General features: G+C 65.3%; 18 protein-coding genes. 9 read left to right on the top strand and 9 right to left on the bottom strand.

The window, feature by feature from the left end; genetic code table 11:
* The first annotated feature begins 256 nt into the window (after nucleotides 1–256).
* The 5 genes from ACVMDN_RS36110 to ACVMDN_RS36090 are packed head-to-tail and all read left to right on the top strand — an operon-like array spanning nucleotide 257 to nucleotide 5,116.
* Nucleotides 257–2,971 (top strand): hybrid sensor histidine kinase/response regulator, encoded by a 2,715-nt coding sequence (locus ACVMDN_RS36110; RefSeq protein ID WP_310885508.1) that lies wholly within the window; start codon nucleotides 257–259, stop codon nucleotides 2,969–2,971.
* Nucleotides 2,972–2,993: 22 nt separating this feature from the next.
* Entirely contained in the window at nucleotides 2,994–3,467 is a 474-nt protein-coding gene (locus tag ACVMDN_RS36105; RefSeq protein WP_253588546.1) for a chemotaxis protein CheW, read from the top strand.
* Between the two features lie 43 nt (nucleotides 3,468–3,510).
* Nucleotides 3,511–3,900, top strand: a complete 390-nt coding sequence (locus ACVMDN_RS36100) for a response regulator (RefSeq protein ID WP_018269419.1) — start codon at nucleotides 3,511–3,513, stop codon at nucleotides 3,898–3,900.
* A 37-nt stretch (nucleotides 3,901–3,937) separates the two neighbouring features.
* Nucleotides 3,938–4,795: a CheR family methyltransferase gene (locus tag ACVMDN_RS36095; protein ID WP_076834729.1), complete on the top strand. Its 858-nt coding sequence runs from the start codon at nucleotides 3,938–3,940 to the stop codon at nucleotides 4,793–4,795.
* A 3-nt stretch (nucleotides 4,796–4,798) separates the two neighbouring features.
* On the top strand, nucleotides 4,799–5,116 hold the full coding sequence (locus tag ACVMDN_RS36090) for a pilus assembly protein PilZ (RefSeq protein ID WP_076834731.1): 318 nt from the start codon (nucleotides 4,799–4,801) through the stop codon (nucleotides 5,114–5,116).
* 138 nt (nucleotides 5,117–5,254) lie between these two features.
* On the opposite strand, the gene ACVMDN_RS36085 is transcribed toward ACVMDN_RS36090, so the two are convergent.
* The gene (locus ACVMDN_RS36085; RefSeq protein ID WP_057021082.1) at nucleotides 5,255–5,563 is read right to left on the bottom strand and encodes a hypothetical protein; all 309 of its coding nucleotides are present in this window, start codon (nucleotides 5,561–5,563) and stop codon (nucleotides 5,255–5,257) included.
* Between the two features lie 154 nt (nucleotides 5,564–5,717).
* On the opposite strand from ACVMDN_RS36085, the gene ACVMDN_RS36080 reads away from it, so the two are divergent.
* From ACVMDN_RS36080 to ACVMDN_RS36070, 3 genes are all read left to right on the top strand, one after another.
* Nucleotides 5,718–6,350, top strand: a complete 633-nt coding sequence (locus ACVMDN_RS36080; RefSeq protein WP_018269422.1) for a response regulator transcription factor — start codon at nucleotides 5,718–5,720, stop codon at nucleotides 6,348–6,350.
* 175 nt (nucleotides 6,351–6,525) lie between these two features.
* Nucleotides 6,526–8,265 carry an L-arabinonate dehydratase gene (gene araD / locus ACVMDN_RS36075; protein ID WP_076834748.1) on the top strand — a complete coding sequence of 580 codons (1,740 nt, stop codon included), beginning with the start codon at nucleotides 6,526–6,528 and terminating at the stop codon, nucleotides 8,263–8,265.
* A gap of 104 nt (nucleotides 8,266–8,369) precedes the next feature.
* On the top strand, nucleotides 8,370–9,089 hold the full coding sequence (locus tag ACVMDN_RS36070) for a ribonuclease activity regulator RraA (RefSeq protein ID WP_057021244.1): 720 nt from the start codon (nucleotides 8,370–8,372) through the stop codon (nucleotides 9,087–9,089).
* 224 nt (nucleotides 9,090–9,313) lie between these two features.
* Here the strand turns inward: ACVMDN_RS36070 and ACVMDN_RS36065 are convergent, their stop codons facing one another.
* From ACVMDN_RS36065 to ACVMDN_RS36030, 8 genes are all read right to left on the bottom strand, one after another.
* Nucleotides 9,314–11,422, bottom strand: a complete 2,109-nt coding sequence (locus ACVMDN_RS36065) for a S9 family peptidase (RefSeq protein ID WP_076834733.1) — start codon at nucleotides 11,420–11,422, stop codon at nucleotides 9,314–9,316.
* A 183-nt stretch (nucleotides 11,423–11,605) separates the two neighbouring features.
* Nucleotides 11,606–13,321, bottom strand: a complete 1,716-nt coding sequence (locus ACVMDN_RS36060) for an ABC transporter permease (protein ID WP_076834734.1) — start codon at nucleotides 13,319–13,321, stop codon at nucleotides 11,606–11,608.
* A gap of 215 nt (nucleotides 13,322–13,536) precedes the next feature.
* Nucleotides 13,537–14,601 carry a substrate-binding domain-containing protein gene (locus ACVMDN_RS36055; RefSeq protein ID WP_310885509.1) on the bottom strand — a complete coding sequence of 355 codons (1,065 nt, stop codon included), beginning with the start codon at nucleotides 14,599–14,601 and terminating at the stop codon, nucleotides 13,537–13,539.
* A gap of 21 nt (nucleotides 14,602–14,622) precedes the next feature.
* The gene (locus ACVMDN_RS36050) at nucleotides 14,623–15,675 is read right to left on the bottom strand and encodes an ABC transporter ATP-binding protein (protein WP_244559012.1); all 1,053 of its coding nucleotides are present in this window, start codon (nucleotides 15,673–15,675) and stop codon (nucleotides 14,623–14,625) included.
* 319 nt (nucleotides 15,676–15,994) lie between these two features.
* Complete coding sequence (locus tag ACVMDN_RS36045; protein ID WP_057021087.1) at nucleotides 15,995–17,179, bottom strand: pyridoxal-phosphate-dependent aminotransferase family protein; 1,185 nt, start codon at nucleotides 17,177–17,179, stop codon at nucleotides 15,995–15,997.
* A 131-nt stretch (nucleotides 17,180–17,310) separates the two neighbouring features.
* The gene (locus ACVMDN_RS36040) at nucleotides 17,311–18,144 is read right to left on the bottom strand and encodes an LssY C-terminal domain-containing protein (RefSeq protein WP_076834750.1); all 834 of its coding nucleotides are present in this window, start codon (nucleotides 18,142–18,144) and stop codon (nucleotides 17,311–17,313) included.
* A 158-nt stretch (nucleotides 18,145–18,302) separates the two neighbouring features.
* Nucleotides 18,303–19,028, bottom strand: coding sequence for a thermonuclease family protein (locus ACVMDN_RS36035; protein WP_057021088.1), 726 nt, complete (start codon nucleotides 19,026–19,028; stop codon nucleotides 18,303–18,305).
* 472 nt (nucleotides 19,029–19,500) lie between these two features.
* Nucleotides 19,501–21,228: a hypothetical protein gene (locus ACVMDN_RS36030; RefSeq protein ID WP_076834740.1), complete on the bottom strand. Its 1,728-nt coding sequence runs from the start codon at nucleotides 21,226–21,228 to the stop codon at nucleotides 19,501–19,503.
* 372 nt (nucleotides 21,229–21,600) lie between these two features.
* Here ACVMDN_RS36030 and ACVMDN_RS36025 point away from each other — a divergent pair, with 372 nt between their 5' ends.
* Nucleotides 21,601–22,452 carry a caspase family protein gene (locus ACVMDN_RS36025; RefSeq protein WP_076834742.1) on the top strand — a complete coding sequence of 284 codons (852 nt, stop codon included), beginning with the start codon at nucleotides 21,601–21,603 and terminating at the stop codon, nucleotides 22,450–22,452.
* Nucleotides 22,453–22,594 lie beyond the last annotated feature (142 nt).

Raw genomic sequence — 22,594 nt, 5'->3', positions numbered from 1 at the left:
GCGAACGTTTTGCTAGACTTAGCGGTCCTCAATTCCAATTAGTTCAAATTGCGATGACCGGTGGAACGGGCTCTTTCCCGTCCGGGTGGTAAGGCCTGTCCTTGTGAGACCGGCCGTGTTGTCGTGATGCGTCGTCGAACTGCAGAAGGGCTTCATCGTCCGTATTTGCACGGACGGCAAAATTAACGTCGCCGTGAAGCCGGCCAAGTTATCGATGCAAGGCGAGCGCTCCGTAGCACCTTGAGGGGACCTATCCATGGACGATCTGTTGCGCGAGTTCCTGACGGAGAGCAGCGAGAGCCTGGATACGGTCGACAACCAGCTGGTGCAGTTCGAGCAGGATCCGAACAACGCGAAGATCCTGGATAACATCTTCCGGCTTGTGCACACCATCAAGGGCACCTGCGGCTTCCTCGGGCTGCCGCGGCTCGAGGCGCTGGCGCATGCCGGCGAGACCTTGATGGGCAAATTCCGCGACGGCATGCCGGTGAAGGCGGAAGCCGTGACGCTGATCCTGTCCTCGATCGACCGCATCAAGGAGATCCTTGCAGGGCTCGAGGCGACCGAGGCCGAGCCCGAAGGCAATGACCGCGATCTGATCGATCAGCTGGAGGCGATGGTCGAGCACGGCATGGCGGCGATGGCGGTTGCCGCTGAAGAGGACGTGCCTGTCGTCGAAGCTCCGTCCGTGCAGGCTAACATGACCGAAGGCACGCTGGTGGTGCAGACGCTGGAGCGTCCGCTGCGTCCGGGCGAGGTCTCGCTCGACGAGCTCGAGCGCGCCTTCCGCGAGACCGAGACCGAAGTCGCCGCACCGGCGCCGGCCGCGAAGCCTGCCGCTGCGGCTCCCGCCGCCGAGCCGGCCGAGGCTGTGAAGAAGCCGGCCCGCAAGGCGGCCGCTGAGGACGTCCAGGAAGGCGACAAGATCGCCAACCAGTCGATCCGGGTCAATGTCGACACCCTCGAACACCTCATGACCATGGTCTCCGAGCTGGTGCTGACCCGCAACCAGCTGCTGGAGATCTCTCGCCGCAACGAGGACACCGAGTTCAAGGTGCCCTTGCAGCGGCTCTCCAACGTCACCGCCGAGCTGCAGGAAGGCGTCATGAAGACGCGCATGCAGCCGATCGGCAATGCCTGGCAGAAGCTGCCGCGCATCGTCCGCGATCTCTCCGGCGAGCTCGGCAAGCAGATCGAGCTCGAGATGCACGGTGCCGACACCGAGCTCGACCGCCAGGTGCTCGACCTGATCAAGGATCCGCTGACGCACATGGTGCGCAACTCCGCCGATCACGGGCTCGAGACCACCGCCGAGCGGGTCGCCGCCGGCAAGCCGGAGCAGGGCACCATTCGCCTCTCCGCCTATCACGAGGGCGGCCACATCATCATCTGCATCGCCGACAATGGCCGCGGGCTCAACACCGAGCGGATCAAGGCCAAGGCGCTCCAAAACGGTCTCGTCACCGAGGCCGAGCTCGAGAAGATGACCGAGGCCCAGATCCACAAGTTCATCTTCGCGCCGGGCTTCTCGACCGCGGCCCAAGTCACCTCGGTGTCCGGCCGCGGCGTCGGCATGGACGTGGTGCGCACCAATATCGACCAGATCGGCGGCACCATCGACATCAAGAGCGTGGCCGGCGAGGGCACCTCGGTCACCATCAAGATCCCGCTGACCTTGGCGATCGTCTCCGCTTTGATCGTGGAAGCCGGCGGCGACCGCTTTGCGATTCCTCAATTGTCTGTCGTCGAGCTGGTGCGGGCCCGCGCCAACTCCGAGCACCGCATCGAGCGGATCAAGGACACCGCAGTCTTGCGCCTGCGCAACAAGCTGCTGCCGCTGATCCACCTCAAGAAGCTCTTGAAGATCGACGACGGCGCGACGACTACGGATGCCGAGAATGGCTTCATCGTGGTCACTCAGGTGGGTAGCCAGACCTTCGGCATCGTGGTCGACGGCGTGTTCCACACCGAGGAGATCGTGGTCAAGCCGATGTCGACCAAGCTGCGGCACATCGACATGTTCTCCGGCAACACCATCCTTGGCGATGGCGCCGTCATCATGATCATCGACCCCAACGGGATTGCAAAAGCGCTCGGCGCGTCCGGCTCCTCGGCCCATGACCTCGCCGACGACAATGCGAACGCCCACGCCGCAAGCGGCGAGCAGCTGACCTCGCTGTTGGTGTTCCGCGCCGGCTCCTCGCAGCCCAAGGCGGTGCCGCTCGGCCTCGTCACTCGGCTGGAGGAGATCGCAACCGACAAGATCGAGCTCTCGAACGGCCGCTACATGGTGCAGTACCGCGAGCAGCTGATGCCGCTGGTGCAGATGGCCGGCGTCGAGGTGCAGTCGCAGGGCTCGCAGCCGATCCTGGTGTTCGCCGACGACGGCCGCTCGATGGGGCTCGTGGTCGACGAGATCATCGACATCGTCGAGGAGCGGCTCAACATCGAGGTCGCGGGTTCGCAGGACGGCATCCTCGGTTCGGCCGTGATCAAGGGCCAGGCCACCGAGGTGATCGACGTCGGCCACTTCCTGCCGATGGCGTTCGCCGACTGGTTCTCGCGCAAGGAGATGCGGCCGTCGGCCTCGGCGCAGTCGGTGCTGCTGGTCGATGACAGTGCCTTCTTCCGCAACATGCTGGCGCCGGTCTTGAAGGCCGCCGGCTACAAGGTCAGGACCGCGGGCGGCGCGCAGGAAGGGCTCGCCGCGCTGCGTTCGGGACAGAGCTTCGACGTCGTGCTGACCGACATCGAGATGCCCGAGATGAACGGCTTTGAGTTCGCCGAGAACATCCGCTCGGACCACAATCTGATCGGGCTGCCGATCATCGCGCTGTCGGCGATGGTGTCGCCGGCGGCGATCGAGCGCGGCCGGCAGGCCGGCTTCCACGACTATGTCGCCAAGTTTGATCGTCCCGGGCTGATCGCGGCGCTGAAAGAGCAGACCGCCGAACTGCGCCGCGCGGCCTGACACGGGATAAGGACAGGGATCGATGACCAGCAAGACCGAGACAAGCGAAGGCGCGATGGCCGAATACGTCACCGCCGTGATCGGCGGGCAGCTGTTCGGCCTGCCGATCTCGCGGGTGCAGGACGTGTTCATGCCGGAGCGGCTGACGCGGGTGCCGCTGGCCTCCAGCGAGATCGCCGGCGTGCTCAATCTGCGCGGACGTATCGTCACCGTGGTCGACATGCGCGCCCGGCTCGGGCTGCCGAAGGCCGACGACGGTAAGCCTCCGATGGCGGTCGGCGTCGACCAGCGCGGCGAATCCTACGGCCTGTTGATCGACCAGATCGGCGAGGTGCTGCGGCTCTCCGAAAACAGCCGCGAGGACAACCCGGTCAACCTCGATCCCCGCATGGCCAAGCTCGCCGGCGGCGTCCACCGCCTCGACGGCCAGCTCATGGTCGTCCTCGATATCGATCGCGTGCTCGAACTGGTGCCCAAAACAGCTGCTGCAGCGTAACACTCCACCGCGGAGACGGTGGATTCCACAGGGAGGCCAACACATGAAGACATGTCTCGTCGTCGACGATTCCGGCGTGGTGCGAAAGATCGCGCGCCGCATCCTGGAAGGAATGGAATTCACCGTCATCGAGGCCGAGGACGGCGCGGTCGCGCTCGAAGCCTGCAAGCGCGCGCTGCCGGATGCCGTGCTGCTCGACTGGAACATGCCGGTCATGGACGGTTTCGAATTCCTCGTGCAGCTCCGTCGCATGCCCGGCGGCGATCAGCCCAAGGTCGTGTTCTGCACCACCGAGAACGGCATCGACCACATCTCGCGGGCGCTGCATGCCGGCGCCAACGAATACATCATGAAGCCGTTCGACAAGGACATCGTGATCGCGAAATTCCAGGAAGTGGGCCTGCTGGCGCTCGACGCGTCGGCCGAAGCCTGACACCCAGTTTCACCATTCAGTCCCTTGTGAGGCTCCCGTGACGCCCCCCGACTACGAGTATCTGCGTAAGCTCCTGAAGGACCAGTCCGGTCTCGATCTGTCCGCGGACAAGCAATATCTGATCGAGAGCCGCCTGCTTCCGCTGGCGCGCAAAAGCGGCCTGTCCGGCATTCCCGACCTTGTCGCCAAGATCAAGGCGGGCTCGTCCACGCACACCGTCCAAGTGGTCGAGGCCATGACCACCAACGAGACGTTCTTCTTCCGCGACAAGGTGCCGTTCGAGCACTTCCGCGACACCATCATGCCGGAGGTGCTGAAGGCACGCGCCGCGCGCCGCAGCGTCCGGATCTGGTGCGCCGCCGGCTCGACCGGCCAGGAGCCCTATTCGCTGGCGATGTGCCTGAAGGAAATGGGCGCGGCGCTTGCCGGATGGCGCGTCGAGATCATCGCGACCGATCTGTCGCAGGAGGTACTGGAGAAGTCGAAGGCCGGCATCTACAGCCAGTTCGAGGTGCAGCGCGGGCTGCCGATCCAGATGCTGGTCAAGTACTTCAAGCAGTCGGGTGAGTTCTGGCAGGTCAATCCCGAGTTGCGCGCGATGGTCCAGCACCGCCAGCTCAATCTGCTGCACGATTTCTCCCAGCTCGGCACGTTCGACGTGATCTTCTGCCGCAACGTGCTGATCTATTTCGATCAGGACACCAAGATCAGCATCTTCAACCGTCTCGCCCGGTTGATGGAGGCCGACGGCTTCCTGGTGCTGGGCGCCGCCGAAACCGTGGTCGGCCTGACCGACACGTTCAAGCCGATTCCCGAGCGGCGCGGCCTGTACCGGCCGAGCGGGGTGCGGGCCGGGCTCGCCATGCCGAAGCCTGCCATGGCGGTCGGATATTGAGCGATGACCGAGGACGGCAAATCCATCGAGCGGGTCACCTTCAGCCGGGGCGTCGATGTCTGCATCATGGCCATCGACGGCACCTGGCGGCGCGACTGCCAGCTCAATGCCATCTCCGACACCGATGCCTCGCTGACCGTCGAAGGTTCCATTCAGGGGCTCAACCTGAAGGAGTTTTTCCTCCTGCTGTCCTCGACCGGCCTTGCCTATCGCCGTTGCGAACTGGTCCGCGTCAACGGCACCGAAATGGACGTCAGTTTCCTCAAGGGGAAGCCGAGCAAACGCCGATCGGCCGCGGACGAAGAGCGGGCCAGGGCCTGACGTCAAGAAGGCCTATCCGACCGGGCGGGCAAGGCCCGCGGCCAATCCGGACGATGCGTGGAACGGATCGTCGCCTGATGGGTTGGGCGTCGTCGGGACAATCGAGGTGATTGGGCCGAACCCGTCGGTGGCGGCGGGTCAGTTCAGCAGACGCGCTGCTGCCCCGGAATCGCACAGGCGGTCGAGCGTCGTGCCGAGGCCGGCATCGCATGTCTTCAGGGCGGTGGATGCTGTGAGATAGCGCGGGGTAACGTCGTCGAGAACGACGGTGTCGACGTCGGCCTGCCGCGCGGCCAGCACGGCCTCGCGCGCGATCGCCGCTTCGATCAGCCGCAGGCTCGCCTGGACATGGCCAATCAGCGCGACCAGGTCCGTCACGATCAGACCGTAGGGATCATGGCCCTCGTCCAAGCGCGCTGCAACGCGGTCCGACGCTGCATTTTCCATGCATGTTTCTCCACTGCCCCCCACTTTTAGGGAACGCGGTGCTACTTGTGCGTTAAGCGGACGTCCCGTACAAATACGGGTCCATTGATCGAGATGGTCGAGTTAGTTCTTGTGCGGTCAGGGCAGCACGCTTCACCACTGATGGACGATGCATATGGTTGAAAATGGCGCTCCGCGCGGGGAAATCTTTGTAGTCGACGACGATCCTGCCGTTCGCGAGACGCTTTCAGTGGTCCTGTCGACCGCTGGTTACAAGGTGATCTGCTTTGCGGACGGCGCGGCGTTGCTCGCGGTGGCGCGCAGCAGGACGCCAGCCTGCATCCTGCTCGACGTTCATATCCCCGGCAAATCCGGCCTCGATATCCTGAGAGAGCTGCATGGCGAGGATTATCCGGCGCCGATCTTCATGATCTCCGGTCAGGGTGACATCGCGATGGCGGTCAGTGCCATCAAGAACGGCGCGCTCGACTTCATCGAGAAGCCGTTCCGCGGCAACGAGATCGTGAGCCGTCTGAACGAGGCGATCGACGCCTACACCAGGCGCCAGGCCGAGACCTCCGCGTCGCGGATCGCCGCGCTGCACTTCCCGGGTCGCGAGCCGCTGACCCGCCGCGAGCGCGAGGTGCTCGAGCAGTTCACCGCGGGCGCCTCCAACAAGGAAGCCGGGCGCCATCTCGGGATCAGTCCGCGCACGATCGAGGATCACCGCGCCAACATCATGAAGAAGCTCGGCGCGCGCAACGCCGCCGATCTGGTCCGCATCGTGATGACGGCGCAGCAAAAATAACCTAGGGCCGGTTTACGTTCCGATTGCCACATTGCGGAGCGTGTGCGGCGCACGTTCAGCGAACGGCACGTCTGCGCCGGGGGCGGGACGACATGTCAGAAAATCGAGTATATGCCTGACACAGGGCAAGCGCGCCGGAACCGCGCGCGTGCGAGCAATGTCGAGACCCATGGCGATGACGAAGAAGAACAAGACCCCGGATCAATTGCGCAGCGCGCGCTGGTTTGCGCCCGATGATTTGCGCGCCTTCGGCCACAGGTCGCGGGCAATGCAGATGGGTTACGCGCCGGAGGAGTGGCGCGACCGCCCGGTGATCGCGATCATCAACACCTGGTCGGATGCGCAGCCCTGCCACATGCATTTCAAGAGCCGGGTCGACGACGTCAAGCGCGGCGTGCTGATGGCCGGCGGTTTTCCGCTCGAGCTGCCGGCGCTGTCGCTGTCGGAATCGCTGTTGAAGCCGACCACGATGCTCTACCGCAACATGCTGGCGATGGACGCCGAGGAACTGCTGCGCGGCCATCCGGTCGACGGCGTGGTACTGATGGGCGGCTGCGACAAGACCACGCCCGGCCTGCTGCTCGGGGCCACCAGCATGAACCTGCCGGCGATCTACCTGCCTGCCGGACCGATGCTGCGCGGCAACTGGAAGGGCCGCACGCTGGGCTCCGGCTCGGACGCCTGGAAATACTGGGACGAGCGCCGCGCCGGCAAGATCTCCGACAGGGACTGGGTCGACATGGAGGCCGGCATCGCCCGAAGCTACGGCACCTGCATGACCATGGGCACGGCCTCGACGATGACCGCGATCGCGGAGGCCATCGGCATGACGCTGCCGGGCGCCTCGTCGATCCCCGCGGCCGACGCCAACCACATCCGCATGAGCTCGGAGGCCGGCCGCCGCATCGTCGAGATGGTGTGGGAGGATCTCACGCCGCAGAAGATCCAGACCCGCAAGGCCTTTGAGAACGCGATCACGGTCGCGATGGCGATGGGCTGTTCGACCAACGCCATTATTCACCTGATCGCGCAGGCGCGCCGCGCCGGCCAGGACATTTCGCTGGACGATTTCGAGAAAGCGAGCCGCAAGGTGCCTGTGATCGCCAATGTGCGGCCGAGCGGCGACCTCTATCTGATGGAGGATTTCTTCTATGCCGGCGGGCTGCCCGGCCTGATGAACCGCATCAAGCCGCATCTGCATCTCGACTGCATGACCGTGTCAGGCAGGACGCTCGGCGAGAACATCGATGGCGCCGAGGTGCACAATGACGACGTCATCCGCACCGTCGACAACCCGATCTACAAGGAGGGCGCGCTCGCGGTGTTGAAGGGGAATCTCGCGCCCGACGGCTGCGTCATCAAGCCAAGCGCCTGCGATCCGCGTTTCCTCAAGCACACCGGGCCTGCGCTGGTGTTCGACGACTATCCGTCGATGAAGAAGGCGGTCGATGATCCCGATCTCGACGTCACGGCCGATCACGTGCTGATCCTGCGCAATGCCGGTCCGCAGGGCGGGCCGGGCATGCCGGAATGGGGCATGCTGCCGATCCCGACCAAGCTGGTGAAGCAGGGCGTGCGCGACATGGTGCGGCTGTCGGACGCGCGGATGAGCGGCACCAGCTACGGCGCCTGCATCCTGCACGTCTCGCCGGAATCCTATATCGGCGGCCCGCTGGCGCTGGTGAGGAACGGCGACCGCATCACGCTCGACGTCGCCGCGCGCACCATCAATCTCGATGTGCCGGAGGCGGAGCTGGCCAGGCGCCGCGCCGAATGGAAACAGCCCGAACAGCGCTTCGAGCGCGGCTATGGCTGGATGTTCTCGAAGCACATCAAGCAGGCCAATGAGGGCTGCGACTTCGATTTCCTCGAGACCGGCTTTGGCAAGCCGGTCGGCGAGCCGTCGATTTATTGATCACTGTCGTTCCGGGGCGATGCGCAGCATCGAACCCGGAACCTCGAGATTCCGGGTTCGGTCGCTGTAGCGCCCGCCCCGGAATGACAATCGGAAAAATCATCATGTCAAAACTCAGCGACACCACCCGCAACAAGCTGAAATCCGTCTCCACCGCGACGGTCGCGACCGCGCTGTTCAAGCGCGGTTTCCGCATCCAGATGATCCAGGATGTTCATCCCCTGGGCCCGGATCAGCCGACCATGGTCGGCGAGGCCTTCACGCTGCGCTACATGCCGGCGCGCGAGGACCTCAACAAGATCGAGGTGTTCCGCGATCGCGCGCATCCGCAGCGCAAGGCGATCGAGGAGTGCCCCGTGGGCGCGGTGCTGGTGATGGACAGCCGCAAGGATGCGCGCGCCGCGTCGGCCGGCGCGATCCTGGTGACGCGGCTGATGAAGCGTGGCTGCGCCGGCGTTGTCACCGACGGCGGCTTCCGGGATTCGGCCGAGATCGCGCGGCTCGGCTTCCCGGCCTTTCATCATCGCCCGAGCGCGCCGACCAACCTCACGCTGCACCAGGCAATCGAGATCAACGTGCCGATCGGCTGCGGCGATGCGCCGGTGTTTCCCGGCGACGTCGTCCTTGGCGACAGCGACGGCGTCATCGTGATCCCGGCGCATCTCGCCGACGAGATCGCCGACGAGACCTTCGAGATGACCGCGTTCGAGGATTTCGTCACCGAGCAGGTCCAGAACGGTCGCGGCATCTTCGGGCTCTATCCTGCGACCGACGAACAGACGCTGAAGGATTTCGCGACGTGGCGGAAGGCGAAGGGGCGGTAGCGCCTCACTCTCCGCCGTCGTCCTTGATAAGCGATCGCCATACATCCCGCCGTCGTCCCGGCGAAAGCAGGGACCCATAACCACAGGGAGGAGTTTGGCGAAGACTGGCAGTTGCGTTGTGTGCCGTGGTACTGTGACTGCCTTGCTCGATAGATCACGCGGTATGGGTCCCGGCCTTCGCCGGGACGACGATGGGGAGGGGACCGCGCAAGCCAACCGGCACCCTACACCTCAGCCTTGTCAGCCATCCCGACCGCCCACAGCGCGAACGCGTAGACGATCGCGACCTCGTCGAGGCGGTTGAAGCGGCCGGACGCGCCGCCGTGGCCGGCGCCCATGTTGGTGCGCAGCAGCACCGGGCCGCCGCCGCGCATGGTGGCGCGCAGCCGCGCGATCCATTTCGCCGGCTCCCAATAGGTGACGCGCGGATCGGTGAGCCCGCCCATCGCCAGGATCGCCGGATAGTCCTTGGCCGCGACATTGTCGTAGGGCGAATAGGACAGGATGGTGCGGAAATCCTTCTCGCTCTCGATCGGATTGCCCCATTCCGGCCATTCCGGCGGCGTCAGCGGCAGCGTGTCGTCGAGCATGGTGTTGAGCACATCGACGAATGGCACTTCGGCGACGATACCGGCGAACAGCTCGCCGGCGCGGTTGGCGACCGCGCCCATCAGCATGCCGCCCGCCGAGCCGCCATGGCCGACGATGCGCTTCTCACCGGTATATTTCGCCTCGATCAGCGCCCGCCCGGCGGCGGCGAAATCGTCGAACGTGTTGGTCTTCTTCTCGCGCTTGCCGTCGAGATACCAGCCCCAGCCCTTGTCGGCGCCGCCGCGGATATGCGCAATCGCATACACAAAGCCGCGGTCGACCAGCGACAGCCGGTTGGCGGCAAACGACGCCGGCATCGCCATGCCGTAGGAGCCGTAGCCATACAGCAAAAGCGGCGCCTTGCCGTCACGAACGAAATCCTTGCGATGCAGGATCGAGACCGGCACTTGCGCGCCGTCATGCGAGGTCGCCATGATGCGCGTGGTGACGTAGTTGGCCGGGTTGTGGCCGGACGGAATCTCCTGGCGCTTGCGTAAGCTCCGCGTCCGCGTCGCCATGTCGTAGTCATAGACTTCCGACGGCGTCGTCATCGACGAATAGGCAAACCGCAGGTTGGTGGTGTCGAACTCGTAGCCGCCCATGGTGTCAAGCGAATAGGCCGCCTCGTCGAAGGCGATCGCGTGCTCTTCGCCGCTGTTGAGGTCGCGGATGATAATCGCCGGCAGCGCATTGGCACGCTCCAGCCGCACCATGTGGCCGGCATAGAGCTCGACGTCGAGCACATAGACGCCTTCGCGATACGGGATCAGGTCGCGCCAGTTGCTGCGCTCGGGTGCGGTGAGCGGCGCGGTGACGACCTTGAAGTCGATGGCGTCGTCGGCGTTGGTGAGGATGAACAGCTCGTCGCCGCGGTCGGCGATCGAATATTGTACGCCTTCCTCGCGTGCCGCGACCAGCCGCGGCGGCGCGTCGGGACTGGAGAGATCGATCAGCCGCTGTTCCGAGGTCTCATGGTCGCCGCCCGCGATCACGCAGAAGCGGCCGCTCGCGCTCTCGTGCAGGTGGGTGAACCATCCGGAATCCTGCTCCTCATAGATCAGCGTGTCGTCGGCCTGTTTGGTGCCGAGCTTGTGCCGCCATACCTGCATCGGCCGGTGATTGTCGTCGAGCTTGACGTAGAAGAAGCTTTTGGAATCCGCGGCCCAGACCACGCCGCCGTCGGTCTCCTCGACGAGGTCGTCGAGATCGCCGCCGGTGGCCCAGTCGCGCACCCGGATCGAGAAATATTCGGAGCCCTTGGTGTCGGCGCTCCAGGCGTGCAGGCGGTGATCGTTGGAATGCCGGCTGCCGCCGAACTTGAAATATTTGTGGTCCTTCGCCAGCGCGTCGCCGTCGAGCACGACATGGGCGTCGCCGCCGTCGCGCGGCGTGCGGCAGTACAGCTCGTGCTGGCCGCCCTCGCGGAACTTGCGGAAATAGGCGAACGGGCCGTCCGGCGACGGCACGCTGGAATCGTCCTCCTTGATCCGCCCGCGCATCTCCTTGACCAGCCGCTTCTGCAACACGTCGGTATGGCCGAGCAGGCTCTCGGTGTAACCGTTCTCGGCTTCGAGATAGGCCCGGATGTCGGGATCGAGGATCGAGGGATCGCGCAGCACCTCCTGCCATTTCGGATCCTTGATCCACGCATAGTCGTCGGTCACCGTGATGCCGTGGGTGGTGAAGGAATGCGGCCGGCGCGGCGCGACCGGGGGCGATGTTGTGGTGGCGGATTTGGTCACACGATCCTCATGGTGCGGGGTTCCGCTCTATATCGGGATGAATGTGGCGATTGCCAGATGGGGCGGGCATCCTTGGTTGCTTCGTCATTGCGAGCGAAGCGAAGCAATCCATCGTTCCCCGAAGGGATAGAATGGATTGCTTCGTCGCTTCGCTCCTCGCAATGACGACGTGGTTAGGGCGAGCTACCCGTTCCGCAGCCGCGCGCCGGCATTGCCGCCGGACATCGGAATCCGGTTCACTGCCAGCACCACGGCGAAGGTGATCACCAGCATCGCGATGCCGAGCACCGCGATCGCGGCGAGGTCGCCGCCTTCGTTGAGGTCGTAGATCAGGACCGACAGCACCTTGGTCTGCGAGGTGAACAGCACGATCGCCGCCGACAGTTCCCGCATCACGCCGATGAAGATGAAGCACCAGGTCGCGATCACGCCGGTGCGCAGCAAGGGCGCGGTGATCTGGCGCAGCGCCTGCAACCGGGTCGCGCCGAGAATGCGGCTTGCCTCCTCGAGCTCGGGATGGATGGTCGCGAACGCCGCCTGCAATTGCTGATAGGCGGACGGCAAATTGATGGTGAGGAACGCCAGCAGCAGGATCCACAGCGTGCCGTAGAGCACGAAGGGCGGCCGCGTGTAGCTCAGGAACAGGCCGACGCCGAGCACGATGCCGGGGACCGCGACCGGCGCGGTGGCGAGGAAGCCGAGCACGCGGTGGCCCGCGATCACCTTGCGCGTCGTGACATAGGCGATGACGAGCGCGAGGATGGTGCCGATGGTCGCGGTCGCGGTGCCGAGGATCACGGTGTTCTTGAGCGCGAGCTGGGTCGACGACAGCTCGGTGAACACGAAGACGATGTTGTGCAGCGTCGCCGTCGATGGCGTCACCAGCGTGGTCGCGTTCGGCGAGAACGCGGCGTTGAGCAGCGCGAGGTAAGGCAGGAACACCGGGTTGAGCAGCACCAGGAGGCAGAAGCCGAGCGCGGCCCAGCGCCAGCCGCGCAATTCGACCCGGCGCGGCGCGCCATATTTGCCGCCGATCACCGAATAGCCGCGGCGGCCGAGCAGCGCCTTCTGGCCCTGCAGCAGCAGGATGGTCAGCACTAGCAGCGGCACCGCGGCGGCGGCCGCGAGCTCGAGCTTCGGCGGATACTGGAACAGGCTCCAGATCTTGGTCGTCATGGTGTGGAAGCCGGCCGGCAGCGCCAGGATCGCGGGCGAGCCGAACAGCGTCATCGCCTGCAGGAACGCGATCAGGGCGCCCGCGACCAGCGCGGGCAGCGCGAGCGGGATCGTCACCCGCCGCGCAGTGGTCCAGGCATTGCCGCCGAGGATCGCGGAGGCGTCCTCGAGCTCGCCCGGCATGGTGTCGAGCGCATTGGCCACCAGCACGAACACGAACGGGAACGTGTAGCAGGAGATCACGAAGATGATCCCGGTCATCGAATAGATGTTGAACAGCGCGTCGGCGTCCTCGCCGGCGAACAGCCGGTAGAGCTGGTTCAGCAGCCCGGAATTCGGCGCCGCCAGCAGTTCCCAGGCGACCGCGCCGAGAAATGGCGGCGTCACGAACGAGGCCGTGACCAGTGCGCGGATGGTCTGCCGCCCCGGCATGTCGGTGCGCGACACCAGCCAGCTGATCGGCGCCGCGACGATGCAGCAGATCAGCGCCGACGTGGTCGCGATGATCGCGGTCGTCAGCAGCGGATCGAGGAAATCCGGATTGCTGAACAGCGTGACGAAGTTTTGCAGCGTCGGATACCGGCTCTTGTCGGTGAAGGCAAACACCGCGAGCCACGACAGCGGCAGCAGGATCAGCAGGATGAGCAGCGCCGCGAACAGCCACATCACGGGGCGTGTCCAGTCGATGCGGGGCTTTGCGGCGGGGGAGGCGGTTGTTGTCATGTTGGCACGCTGCAAGCTGTTTCGACTCCCTCGCCCCGCTCTTGCGGGGTCGAGACAAGCGAAGCTTGCTCTTGGAGGGGTGGGGTGAGGGGCTGCCTCCGCAGACACCGAATGCGCGGAGAGTCCCCCTCACCCGCCGCGCATCTTGCGATGCGCGTCGGCCTCTCCCCGCAAGCGGGGCGAGGCAAGGAAGTGTGCACCGCGCCCTTCATCGCTCAAACCCTGAACAAGCGCGCATAGCGGGTCTTGATCTCTTCGGTCATCGCCTCCACCCCCGCCGGGTCCTCTTTCATCAGCTTGATGTCGGAAAGCTTGCGCCGGCCGGCCTTCGGCTGCACCTGGGCGTGCAGCGAATATTGGCCGGTGAAGTCGACGAAGAATTGCTGGGTCGCGCGGCTGTGCAGCCAGGCCTGGAACAGCTTTGCGGCGTTCGGATGCGGCGCGCCGGCGAAGATGCCTGTGGGACCCGAGATCGTCGGCGTGCCCTCGGTCGGATAGACCGGCTCGACCGGTTGCCCGGCTTCCTTCAAGAGCACGATGCCATACTCATTGCCGTCGGCCATCACGGCGCGCTCGCCGAGCGAGAGCTTCTTCGGCGGGTCGGTCGAGGACTGCACCTGCATCACGCGCTGTTTTGCGAGCTTTTCGAGGTAAGGCCAGCCGAGCTCGCGCACGATCTGGAATGTGGTGGTCATGATGGTGCCGCTATAGGCAGGATGGCCCTTCACCATCTTGCCCGCCCATTTCGGGTCGAGCAGGTCGGCAAAGCTCTTCGGCGCGTCCTCCGCCTTCACCAGATTGGTGTTGTAGGCGATCGACGACAGCCACAGCCGCGTGGTCACGGCCATGCCGTCGGGGTCGCGGTAATTGTCGGGAAAATGCTTCGCGACGTCCTCGGGCACGAACGGCATCAGCCAGCCGCTCTTCTTCCAGGGGATGAAATGCGAGGCATCGGCGCTGTTGACGACGTCGGCGGCGTGGATGTTGGAATCGAATTCCTGCGCCACGCGCTGAAACAGCCGCTCCGAGCCGGAACGCTCGATCTGCACGGTGATGCCGGGATAGGCGGCCTCGAACGCCTTGCCGAGCTTTTCGCCGACCGGCAGGTCCATCGACGAATAGAACACGAGCTTGCCTTCCTTGGTCGCGGCGGCGACGAGATCGGGCGTGATTGCGACCGGCTCGGGCGCGGCGGCGCGTGCCGGTGACGCGAACACCGTGCCGACCGCAAGCGCCGCAGAGCCTTTCAGGACATCGCGTCTGGAAATCGGCTTCCGCATCGCTCGCTCCGTTTCTTGTTGTTATCGGCTGAGCGCCCGGCAGCGCGCGGGCGGCAGGGTCAGCCAGACCTCGCTGCCCTTCTCGACTGCGGTTTCGGTCGGCGTGGTCACCCGCAGCGATGTGCCGTCAGCGGTCTCCAGCATGTAGTCGCGATTCATGCCGAGATAGACCTGCCGCGTCACGATGGCTTTGAGCGTGTTCTGCGCTGCCGCGGGCGGTTGCGTCGCGAACTGGATCTCGTGCTGGCGGATCGCGACCGGCGCACTCTGGCCGGTCGTCAGCGTGGCGCCGACCACCTCGAGCGTTGCGCCGGCGAACTCCACATGGTTCGCATCGCGCGCGGTGCCCTTGATCACGTTGGCGGCGCCGATGAAGCGCGCGACGAATTCCGATTCCGGCCGCGCATAGATGTCCTCAGGGCTGCCGAGCTGGTCGATCTTGCCGGCATTCATCACCGCGATCAGGTCGGCGGTCGTCATCGCCTCGGACTGGTCGTGGGTGACGTAGACGGTGGTGTAGCGATATTCGTCGTGCAGGCGGCGGATCTCGAATCGCATCTCCTCGCGCAGATTGGCGTCGAGATTCGACAGCGGCTCGTCGAGCAGCAGCGTCTCGGGGCCGACGATCAGCGCGCGCGCCAGCGCGACGCGTTGCTGCTGGCCGCCGGAGAGCTCGCCCGGATAGCGCTGCGCCAGTGGTTCCAGCTTGGTGGTGGCCAGGATCGCGGCGAGCTTCTTGGCGATGGTGTCGCGATCCATTTTGCGCAAGCGCAGGCCGTAGACGATGTTCTCCGCCACCGTCATATGCGGCCACAGCGCGTAGCTCTGGAAGATCATCGACATGTTGCGCTGCTCGGGCGGCAGCGTGCGCGCCTTCGATGACACCACGCGCTCGCCGACGCGGATCTCGCCGTCGGATGGTTCGAGGAACCCGGCGATCAGCCGCAGCGTGGTGGTCTTGCCGCAGCCGGACGGCCCGAGCAGGCAGACCAGCTGGCCATGATCGATCGTGAGCGAAACATCATCAACCGCGACAAACGATCCAAACCGCTTGACCAGGCCGCGCAATTCCACCGATGCCAAGCGGTCCCTCCATTTTGTTGTGTCGCAGGGATCCGTGCCCGGCTGTTGCCGGCAGTAAAGCGGAAAATGATGACGACGAAAAGTGCTCGTGCCCCGTCAAAAAGTCGTGGCACCTCTTCGTTGCGTTATTCCCCGACCACTCTTCCGTCATCCTGAGGTGCGAGCGGAGCGAGCCTCGAAGGATCGACGGCCCGGCTACTTCCGCGCACTCCGATTCGATCACGGCGGGAGCGCGGCCGTCGATCCTTCGAGACGCCCGACTTTGGCGGGCTCCTCAGGATGACGGGTTAAAGCCTCAGACCGGCTCAAGCTACGCCTTCACGTTCTCGCCGAGCCACTGGATGGCGGCGTCGGCGCCTGCCTTGCCGTGCGGGATGTTCAGCGCTGTCAGCGCGACCTCGACGACGCCGAGGGTGCCGAGAATCATCGGGGCGTTGACGTGGCCCATATGCGCGATGCGGAAGGCCTGGCCCTGCAAATCGCCGATGCCGGTGCCGAGCACGACGCCGCATTTCTCCTTGGCGTAGCGCTGGATCGCGGCGGGGTCGGCGCCCTTCACGGTCACCGTCGTCACGGTGTTGGAACGCTCGGCGGGCTCGGCGATGTTGAAGCCGAGCACCTGTCCTTCACCCCAGACCGCGACCGCGCGGCGCACCGCTTCGCCGAGCAGGCGATGCCGCTCAAAGGCATTCTCCAGGCCTTCGGCGTGCAGCATGTTGATCGCCTCGCGCAAAGCGAACAAGAGATGCACCGGCGCGGTGCCGGCATATTTGCGGTAGTGCTCCGAGCCCTCGCGCTCGGTCCAGTCCCAATAGGGCGTGCGCAGATCGGCCTTCTTGTGGGCGTCCCAGGCGCGGTCATTGGCGGCGACGAAGCCGAGGCCGGGCGGCGTCATCAGGCCCTTCTGCGAGCCACTCATCGCGACGTCGACATACCATTTGTCCATCTCGAACGGCATGCAGCCGAGCGAGGCCACGGTGTCGACCATGTACAATGCGGGATGGCCGGCGGCCTTGATCGCCTTGCCGATTGCCTCGATGTCGTTATAGGCGCCGGACGCGGTGTCGACCTGTACCACCAGGATCGCCTTGATCGTGTGCTCCTTGTCGCGCCGCAGCCGCGCCTCGACCTCGGCCGGACGGATCGCGCGGCGCCAGTCGCCCTTCAGCACCTCGACCTCGGCGCCCATCGCGGCCGCAGCCTGGCCCCACCCGATCGCGAAGCGCCCGCTCTCCAGCACCAGCACCTTGTCGCCGCGCGACAGCACGTTGGAGAGCGTCGCCTCCCACGCGCCGTGGCCGTTGGAGATGTAGATGTAGGACTTGCCCTGGGTGGCGAACAGCCTCGAGAGGTCGCGCAGCAGGCTCTCAGTCAGTTCGACCATCTCGTTGGAGTAGATGTCGAGCGCCGGGCGGTGCATTGCCTGCAGCACCTGATCAGGCATCGTGGTGGGCCCGGGGATGGCCAGAAATTCCCGGCCCGCGCGAACGGTCATCGTCCTGTTCCTTTTGGATAAAGCGCGCAAATCATGCGTGTGAGGGGTCAAGCGCGGAGACTATTCCATCGCGGCTTCGATTGCGAGCAGGACGAAGCAATCCAGCGTTTCCAAAACCGCGGGACACGATGCTATTTGCCGATCGATTCGACGACCGCGCGCCAGATCTGGTCCTTCAACTCGGTCGCGGCGGGGCTCGGGAGCTGCTCGACGGTGCCGTTGTTCTTGCGGCAGGCCTCGACCAGCCGCAGCACCCAGATTTCGCCGTCGGTGTAATAGGGATCGCCGCCGCCATTGCGGCCGTTGAAGGTCGGGCCGATGCCGGTGACCTGATATTTCGCGGTGACCATGCCGGCGGACTCGAGGTCAGTGGCGAGCAGCGCGCGTTCGGCGTCGAGGTCGGCCGCGATGTGATGCGTCACCGCGCCGGTGTAGTGGCTGACGCCGACGCTGCGGTCGAGCGTCGCAGCGCCCAGCCACACCGGACGTTTCTCCTCGCCCTGGTCGAGCACCCTCCAGAACCGGACATGGTTGCGGCGGTCCGCGCTCGATCCGACCGGCCGCTCGAAGGCGAGATCCTCGCGGCGGTCGAGATAGAACAGGTTGCTCACCGGCGCATCCTTGTAGGGACGATCGAGCAGCACGCTGCCCACGATCTCGATCGAGGATTTCAGCGTCACCGGATCGGCCGGAAACCAGCCGGCCTCGTGCATCGCGCAGACCACATCCTTGGTGTCGCCGATCAGCCCGACATTCATCGGATCGCCGGGAATGCCCTGCGCGGTGCGCGTCACCATCGGCAGATTGGCGAGGCCCTTCTGATGCTCGTAATGCGTCCACAGTGCCGGCAGCAGCAGATAGGCTGCGATCAGGTAGATCGCCAGGACGAGCAGCAATGCCATCTGCGCTTGCCTGAGGCGGCTGCGCCGGCGCACGGAAGGCGGATCGATCTCGACATCGGTCATGCCGTGGTCCTTCACCTCTCCCGCTTGCGGGGGTCGAGACGAGCGAAGCTCGCTCTTAGGTCGGATTGCATCGAAGATGCAATCCGGATGGGGGCTTTCTCCTCATAAAGAGCGTCGCAAGCGGTGCCGATGAGGCTACAACTCAATCGCACTTCCGACTAGCGCCGCGTCTCGCGGCAGCCGGCGGCCTCGGCTTCCTCGACCGAGCAGAACCAGCGCGTGCCCTTGCTGATCTTCATTTCGATCTTGGCGTACCAGCGGCTGGTCCGCTGGTGAAAGATGCATTCACCGGAGCGGTTGACGTTGCCCTTGATGGTGCAGTCGGGCGAGGGCGCCACCGGGCCGGAGGCCGAGGCGAGCAGGATCGCGTTGGCGCCATCCGGCGGCTTCACCGCGCCGAGCACGGTGGTCTTCTTGTTGCGCACCCGCCAGTCCCACGGCGCGATGAAGGCACCCTGCCACATCCCGGCTTTTGCCTCACGCGCGGCCTTCTCGTCGGCTTCGTAGTCATGCGAGGCGCGGGTGTAGGCCAGCGCCCAGCCGCTCGCGACCAGCCATTTCTGGATGTCCTCGCCGTCGACCTCGCAGCGCGCGATGGTGCGGCCGCGGCGATCGACCGAGCGGGCGTGGCAGGTCCAGGTCTTGTTGCCGGCATGCTTGATCAGCTCGTCGCGCGCCGCGACGCCGCAGGTCCAGCGCTCGCCTTTGGTGTTGAGGCAGAGCTGGTCGGTCGACGGCGCGTCGACGCCTGCGAGCCGGATGCGGACGCTGCCGATCATGAGCTGGTCGCCGTCGCGGATCTTCGGCACGCCGGTGATGTCGGCGGCGACAGCCAGCGTCGGCAGCGAGAGCAGCAGGCCCGCGGTGAGCAGCGTCTTGAACATCGGCGTTCCCGGCCAGGTTCTTATCGTTCAAATGGCTTTTAGCGTGCAGTGGTCAGTGCCCAACGATTGTGCGGGCAATTGGGCAACCGTGCCAGTGCTGTTGCGTTTCCGCCAGTTTCAACTTCGCGTCATCCCCGATGTCCGCCATCCTCCCCTGGAGGGGGAGGATCGGGTCGCATGAAGCGCAGCGCAATGCGAGCCGAGGTGGGGTGAAGGTCTGTCCACTTGAGCAGTGCCCGTGTTGAGAGATCACCCCACCCCATATCGCATCTTGCTTCGCGCGACGCGATACGACCCTCCCCCTCCAGGGGAGGGTGAAGTCCCGCAGCCCGGTTGAGTAGAGCGCAGCGTCATCGGGTATCAACGAGGCGTTGGTCTTTATCCGTAGCCCGGATGGAGCTCCGCGCAATCCGGGAATCTTTGTCGGCGGGCAACACCCCGGATTACGTTGCGCTCCATCCGGGCTACGAAACTACACCGCGGCCATTCGTCGCTTCGCCAGCGCCAGCGCCATCAGCACGAACGCCGAGGTCACCTCCGGCCCGCCGACCAGGATGCGGGTTGGCGTCTTCATCTTATTCCACTCATAGGCCCGGTAGGGCCCCTTGCGGCCGCCCTCGCCGAGGCCCTGCACGATGCAGTGCAGCGCCGGCGTGAAGGTCGAGATCTCGGCGCCGAGATGCGCCAGCGCCATCAGCGCCAGCGCGGCGTCGAACGGGTTCATCTCGTGGGCGATCAGCTCGTGCGTGACATAGCCGAGCACGCGGGCGCGGATCAGCGCGAACACGTTGCCGGGATCGATGATGCGTTGCGCCGCCAGCGGCAGCGCGACGAAGGCGGCATAGCAGCGGCCGAAATAGGCCGAATAGAGTTCGGGCAGATAATAGATGTGCGAGCGCGGATTTTTGAACGCGCCGCTTTCGACCAGATTTTTCTGGAAGGCGATGACGCGATGCACGGTCTCCAGCCGCTGCGGCGTCTCGATGATCTGCCAGCGGGCGAGGTTGCGGAACGAGACCTCGAGGATGTCGAGGTTCAGCGTCGGATCGAGGTCGTTGCCATAGGGCCGCTCGCCGGCGAGATTGTCGATCCAGGTGACGACGCCGCCCTCGTAATCAAGATGATCGTTGAGCGGCACGGTGACACGCGGCTCGTTGGCGCCCGATCGCACCTGGTAGCCGCGGTAGAAGTCGAGCAGCGGCTGCTTGAGGATCGGATCGTCGGAGCCGGCCTGGGTCGCGGCCGAGAACGAGCACGCCGTGGTGTCGCAGTCCGGCACATAGATGCCGAAGCCGAGATCCTGCTTGATCTGGGCGAAGAAGCGCGAGAAGCGCGGATGCCGGCCCGGCGCCAGCGCGGTGATGACCTTCACCGTCGAGCCGTCATGCGACGGCACCGCCTCGGCGCTGGTCTTGAGGCAGAAGTCCACCATGTCGGCGATCGCGCGCCGCGCGGTAGCAGCTTCGTCCGGCGAGGCGAGCCCGGTCTCGACGAAGCCGAGCAGCGCCTCGGTGAAGAAGGCGTCGTAATAGGCCGAGCGGTGGCGGATCTGCACCGGCTCCCACATCGGCTCGGCGATGCCGCGCCAGGCCGGGTTGATCAGCGCGCGCGCCGGCGAATGCGCGATGAAGATCCGCGCCAGATTGAACAGCAAGGTCGAGTTCTTGTAGCCGCGCGCGTTCAGCCCGGTCAGCGCCATCAGCAGCTCGCGCCCGCCGACGTCGGGGTCGCCGATCAGGTTGAAGGCGGCATAGGTCGGGATGAAGCCGTTCCTGCCGAACGAGCGCAACAGATGCGCGCCGGTCAGGCGGATCACGCGGTCGATCTCGGCGATCTCCGGCGGGCGGCCAGGTGCGGTCGCGGCGGGCGGTGCCGGATGGCGCACACCGATACCGTCCATCAATACTGCGACGGGCGTGCCGATCGCGGCCCAGTCCGGCGTCTCGACGTCGCGCGCCGCGGTGAGCGCCGCGCGCAGGCCGGAGAGGCGGTCGGGATCGTTGAGCGCGGGCAGGCCGGTGCGGCGGAGCAGCGCGCGCAGCGGCGGATTGCCGAGCGCGGTCCGGTAGAATTTTCCGAGATGGGCATCGCCGCCGCGATAGGCCTGCAGCACGGGGTCGCAGACATCGTACAGCGACGGGCCGTCCTTCTTGACAGTCAGCGACCGGCACACCGCGCTTGCGATCTCGTGAAGGCCCAAGAAGCTCAAACAATCCCCTTTCCCGAGGAACCGGTTAACGCCGCCGCCCGACGGAGTTTCCTGTCGCTCTGCCCCAAACTCGCAAGCCTTTGGAAAGCTACATGAATCCCTGAAGAATACAAATGTGACAGAGATCACGTAACGGGATCTTAACGGCGTCAATGGCCTCTGCCGGGCGGCGGCATGCGGCAATTCGGGTTGCCCCGAGCGGCCGTTCGGGTTAAAGGAGCGTTTGTTGCGGCGCCGCAAATTGAGTTCAATTCAACGGCACACACACCTCAACCCCATTAAACCTGAACGTCTTTGACGCGACTAACTGGCGCGATCTTCGCTTGAGCGCCATCGGGATAAGAATTGGGACTTAGGAACGCTATGGACCTTAGGCAGCTTCGCATTTCCCGCCGCACCATCGCCGTCTGCGTGGCGGTGGCCGGCACGGTGTCGCTGGCGATTGGCGCCCATGCCGCGCTCAACAAGCGCACCCTCGATGTCGCCAAGGGTGGCGACAAGATCGCCCCCACCGAGCTGACCGGCAGCATTCCGGCAGGCACGTCCCGCCTCGCGCTGATCATCGGCAACGGCCATTATCCGGACGCCGCGGCGCCGCTGGCCCAGCCGATCAACGATGCCCGCACCCTGTCGTCGGCGCTGCGCCGCGAGGGCTTTGACGTCGACGTGGTCGAGGATGCGACCAAGGACGACATGTTCCGCGCGGTCGAGCGCATGAAGGCCAAGATCCGCCCCGACACCGTCGTGATGCTGTTCTTCGGCGGCTACGGCGTGCAGGTCGGCCGCGAGAGCTACATGATCCCGATCGATGCCACGATCTGGAAGGAAGCCGACGTCAAGCGCACCGGCGTCAGCGTCGAGTCCGTGCTCGATGCGATGAAGGAGCGCGGCGCCAAGGCCAAGCTCGTCGTGCTCGACGCCTCGCGCCGCAATCCCTATGAGCGCCGCTTCCGCGCGTTCTCGCACGGCCTCGCCCCGATCAGCCCGCCGGAGAACACCATCGTGCTGAGCTCGGCAACGCCGGGCAAGGTCGCCGACGATAGCAAGGCGCCGAACAGCGTGCTGGTCTCCGAGCTGCTCAACAACCTCAACGCCCAGGCCGGCGCCGAAAGCGCCTTCAACAAGACCCGCGTCGCGATCTCGCGCGCCAGCGAAGGCGAGCAGGTGCCGAGCGTGTCGTCCTCGCTGCTGGAAGACATCAAGCTCGGCGGCTGAGCCCGACTCTTTCCCCACGTCGTCCCGGCGAAAGCCGGGACCCATAACCACAGGGCCGCATTGTCGAAGCGCGCTGTGGCGACAGCTCTTCAGACAATTCACATTGGTGGTTATGGCTCCCGGGTCGCGCGGAGCCTGTCAT

Source organism: Bradyrhizobium sp. USDA 4510 (genome assembly GCF_054059095.1).
This window is presented reverse-complemented; position numbering and strand designations above follow the sequence as displayed.

Bases quoted from the DNA above. Each gene is read 5' to 3' on its own strand.
- ACVMDN_RS36110 (WP_310885508.1), top strand. From the start codon at position 257: ATGGACGATCTGTTGCGCGAGTTCCTGACGGAGAGCAGCGAGAGCCTG.
- ACVMDN_RS36105 (WP_253588546.1), top strand. From the start codon at position 2,994: ATGACCAGCAAGACCGAGACAAGCGAAGGCGCGATGGCCGAATACGTC.
- ACVMDN_RS36100 (WP_018269419.1), top strand. From the start codon at position 3,511: ATGAAGACATGTCTCGTCGTCGACGATTCCGGCGTGGTGCGAAAGATC.
- ACVMDN_RS36090 (WP_076834731.1), top strand. From the start codon at position 4,799: ATGACCGAGGACGGCAAATCCATCGAGCGGGTCACCTTCAGCCGGGGC.
- ACVMDN_RS36085 (WP_057021082.1), bottom strand. From the start codon at position 5,563: ATGGAAAATGCAGCGTCGGACCGCGTTGCAGCGCGCTTGGACGAGGGC.
- ACVMDN_RS36080 (WP_018269422.1), top strand. From the start codon at position 5,718: ATGGTTGAAAATGGCGCTCCGCGCGGGGAAATCTTTGTAGTCGACGAC.
- araD (WP_076834748.1), top strand. From the start codon at position 6,526: ATGACGAAGAAGAACAAGACCCCGGATCAATTGCGCAGCGCGCGCTGG.
- ACVMDN_RS36070 (WP_057021244.1), top strand. From the start codon at position 8,370: ATGTCAAAACTCAGCGACACCACCCGCAACAAGCTGAAATCCGTCTCC.
- ACVMDN_RS36060 (WP_076834734.1), bottom strand. From the start codon at position 13,321: ATGACAACAACCGCCTCCCCCGCCGCAAAGCCCCGCATCGACTGGACA.
- ACVMDN_RS36055 (WP_310885509.1), bottom strand. From the start codon at position 14,601: ATGCGGAAGCCGATTTCCAGACGCGATGTCCTGAAAGGCTCTGCGGCG.
- ACVMDN_RS36045 (WP_057021087.1), bottom strand. From the start codon at position 17,179: ATGACCGTTCGCGCGGGCCGGGAATTTCTGGCCATCCCCGGGCCCACC.
- ACVMDN_RS36040 (WP_076834750.1), bottom strand. From the start codon at position 18,144: ATGACCGATGTCGAGATCGATCCGCCTTCCGTGCGCCGGCGCAGCCGC.
- ACVMDN_RS36035 (WP_057021088.1), bottom strand. From the start codon at position 19,028: ATGTTCAAGACGCTGCTCACCGCGGGCCTGCTGCTCTCGCTGCCGACG.
- ACVMDN_RS36025 (WP_076834742.1), top strand. From the start codon at position 21,601: ATGGACCTTAGGCAGCTTCGCATTTCCCGCCGCACCATCGCCGTCTGC.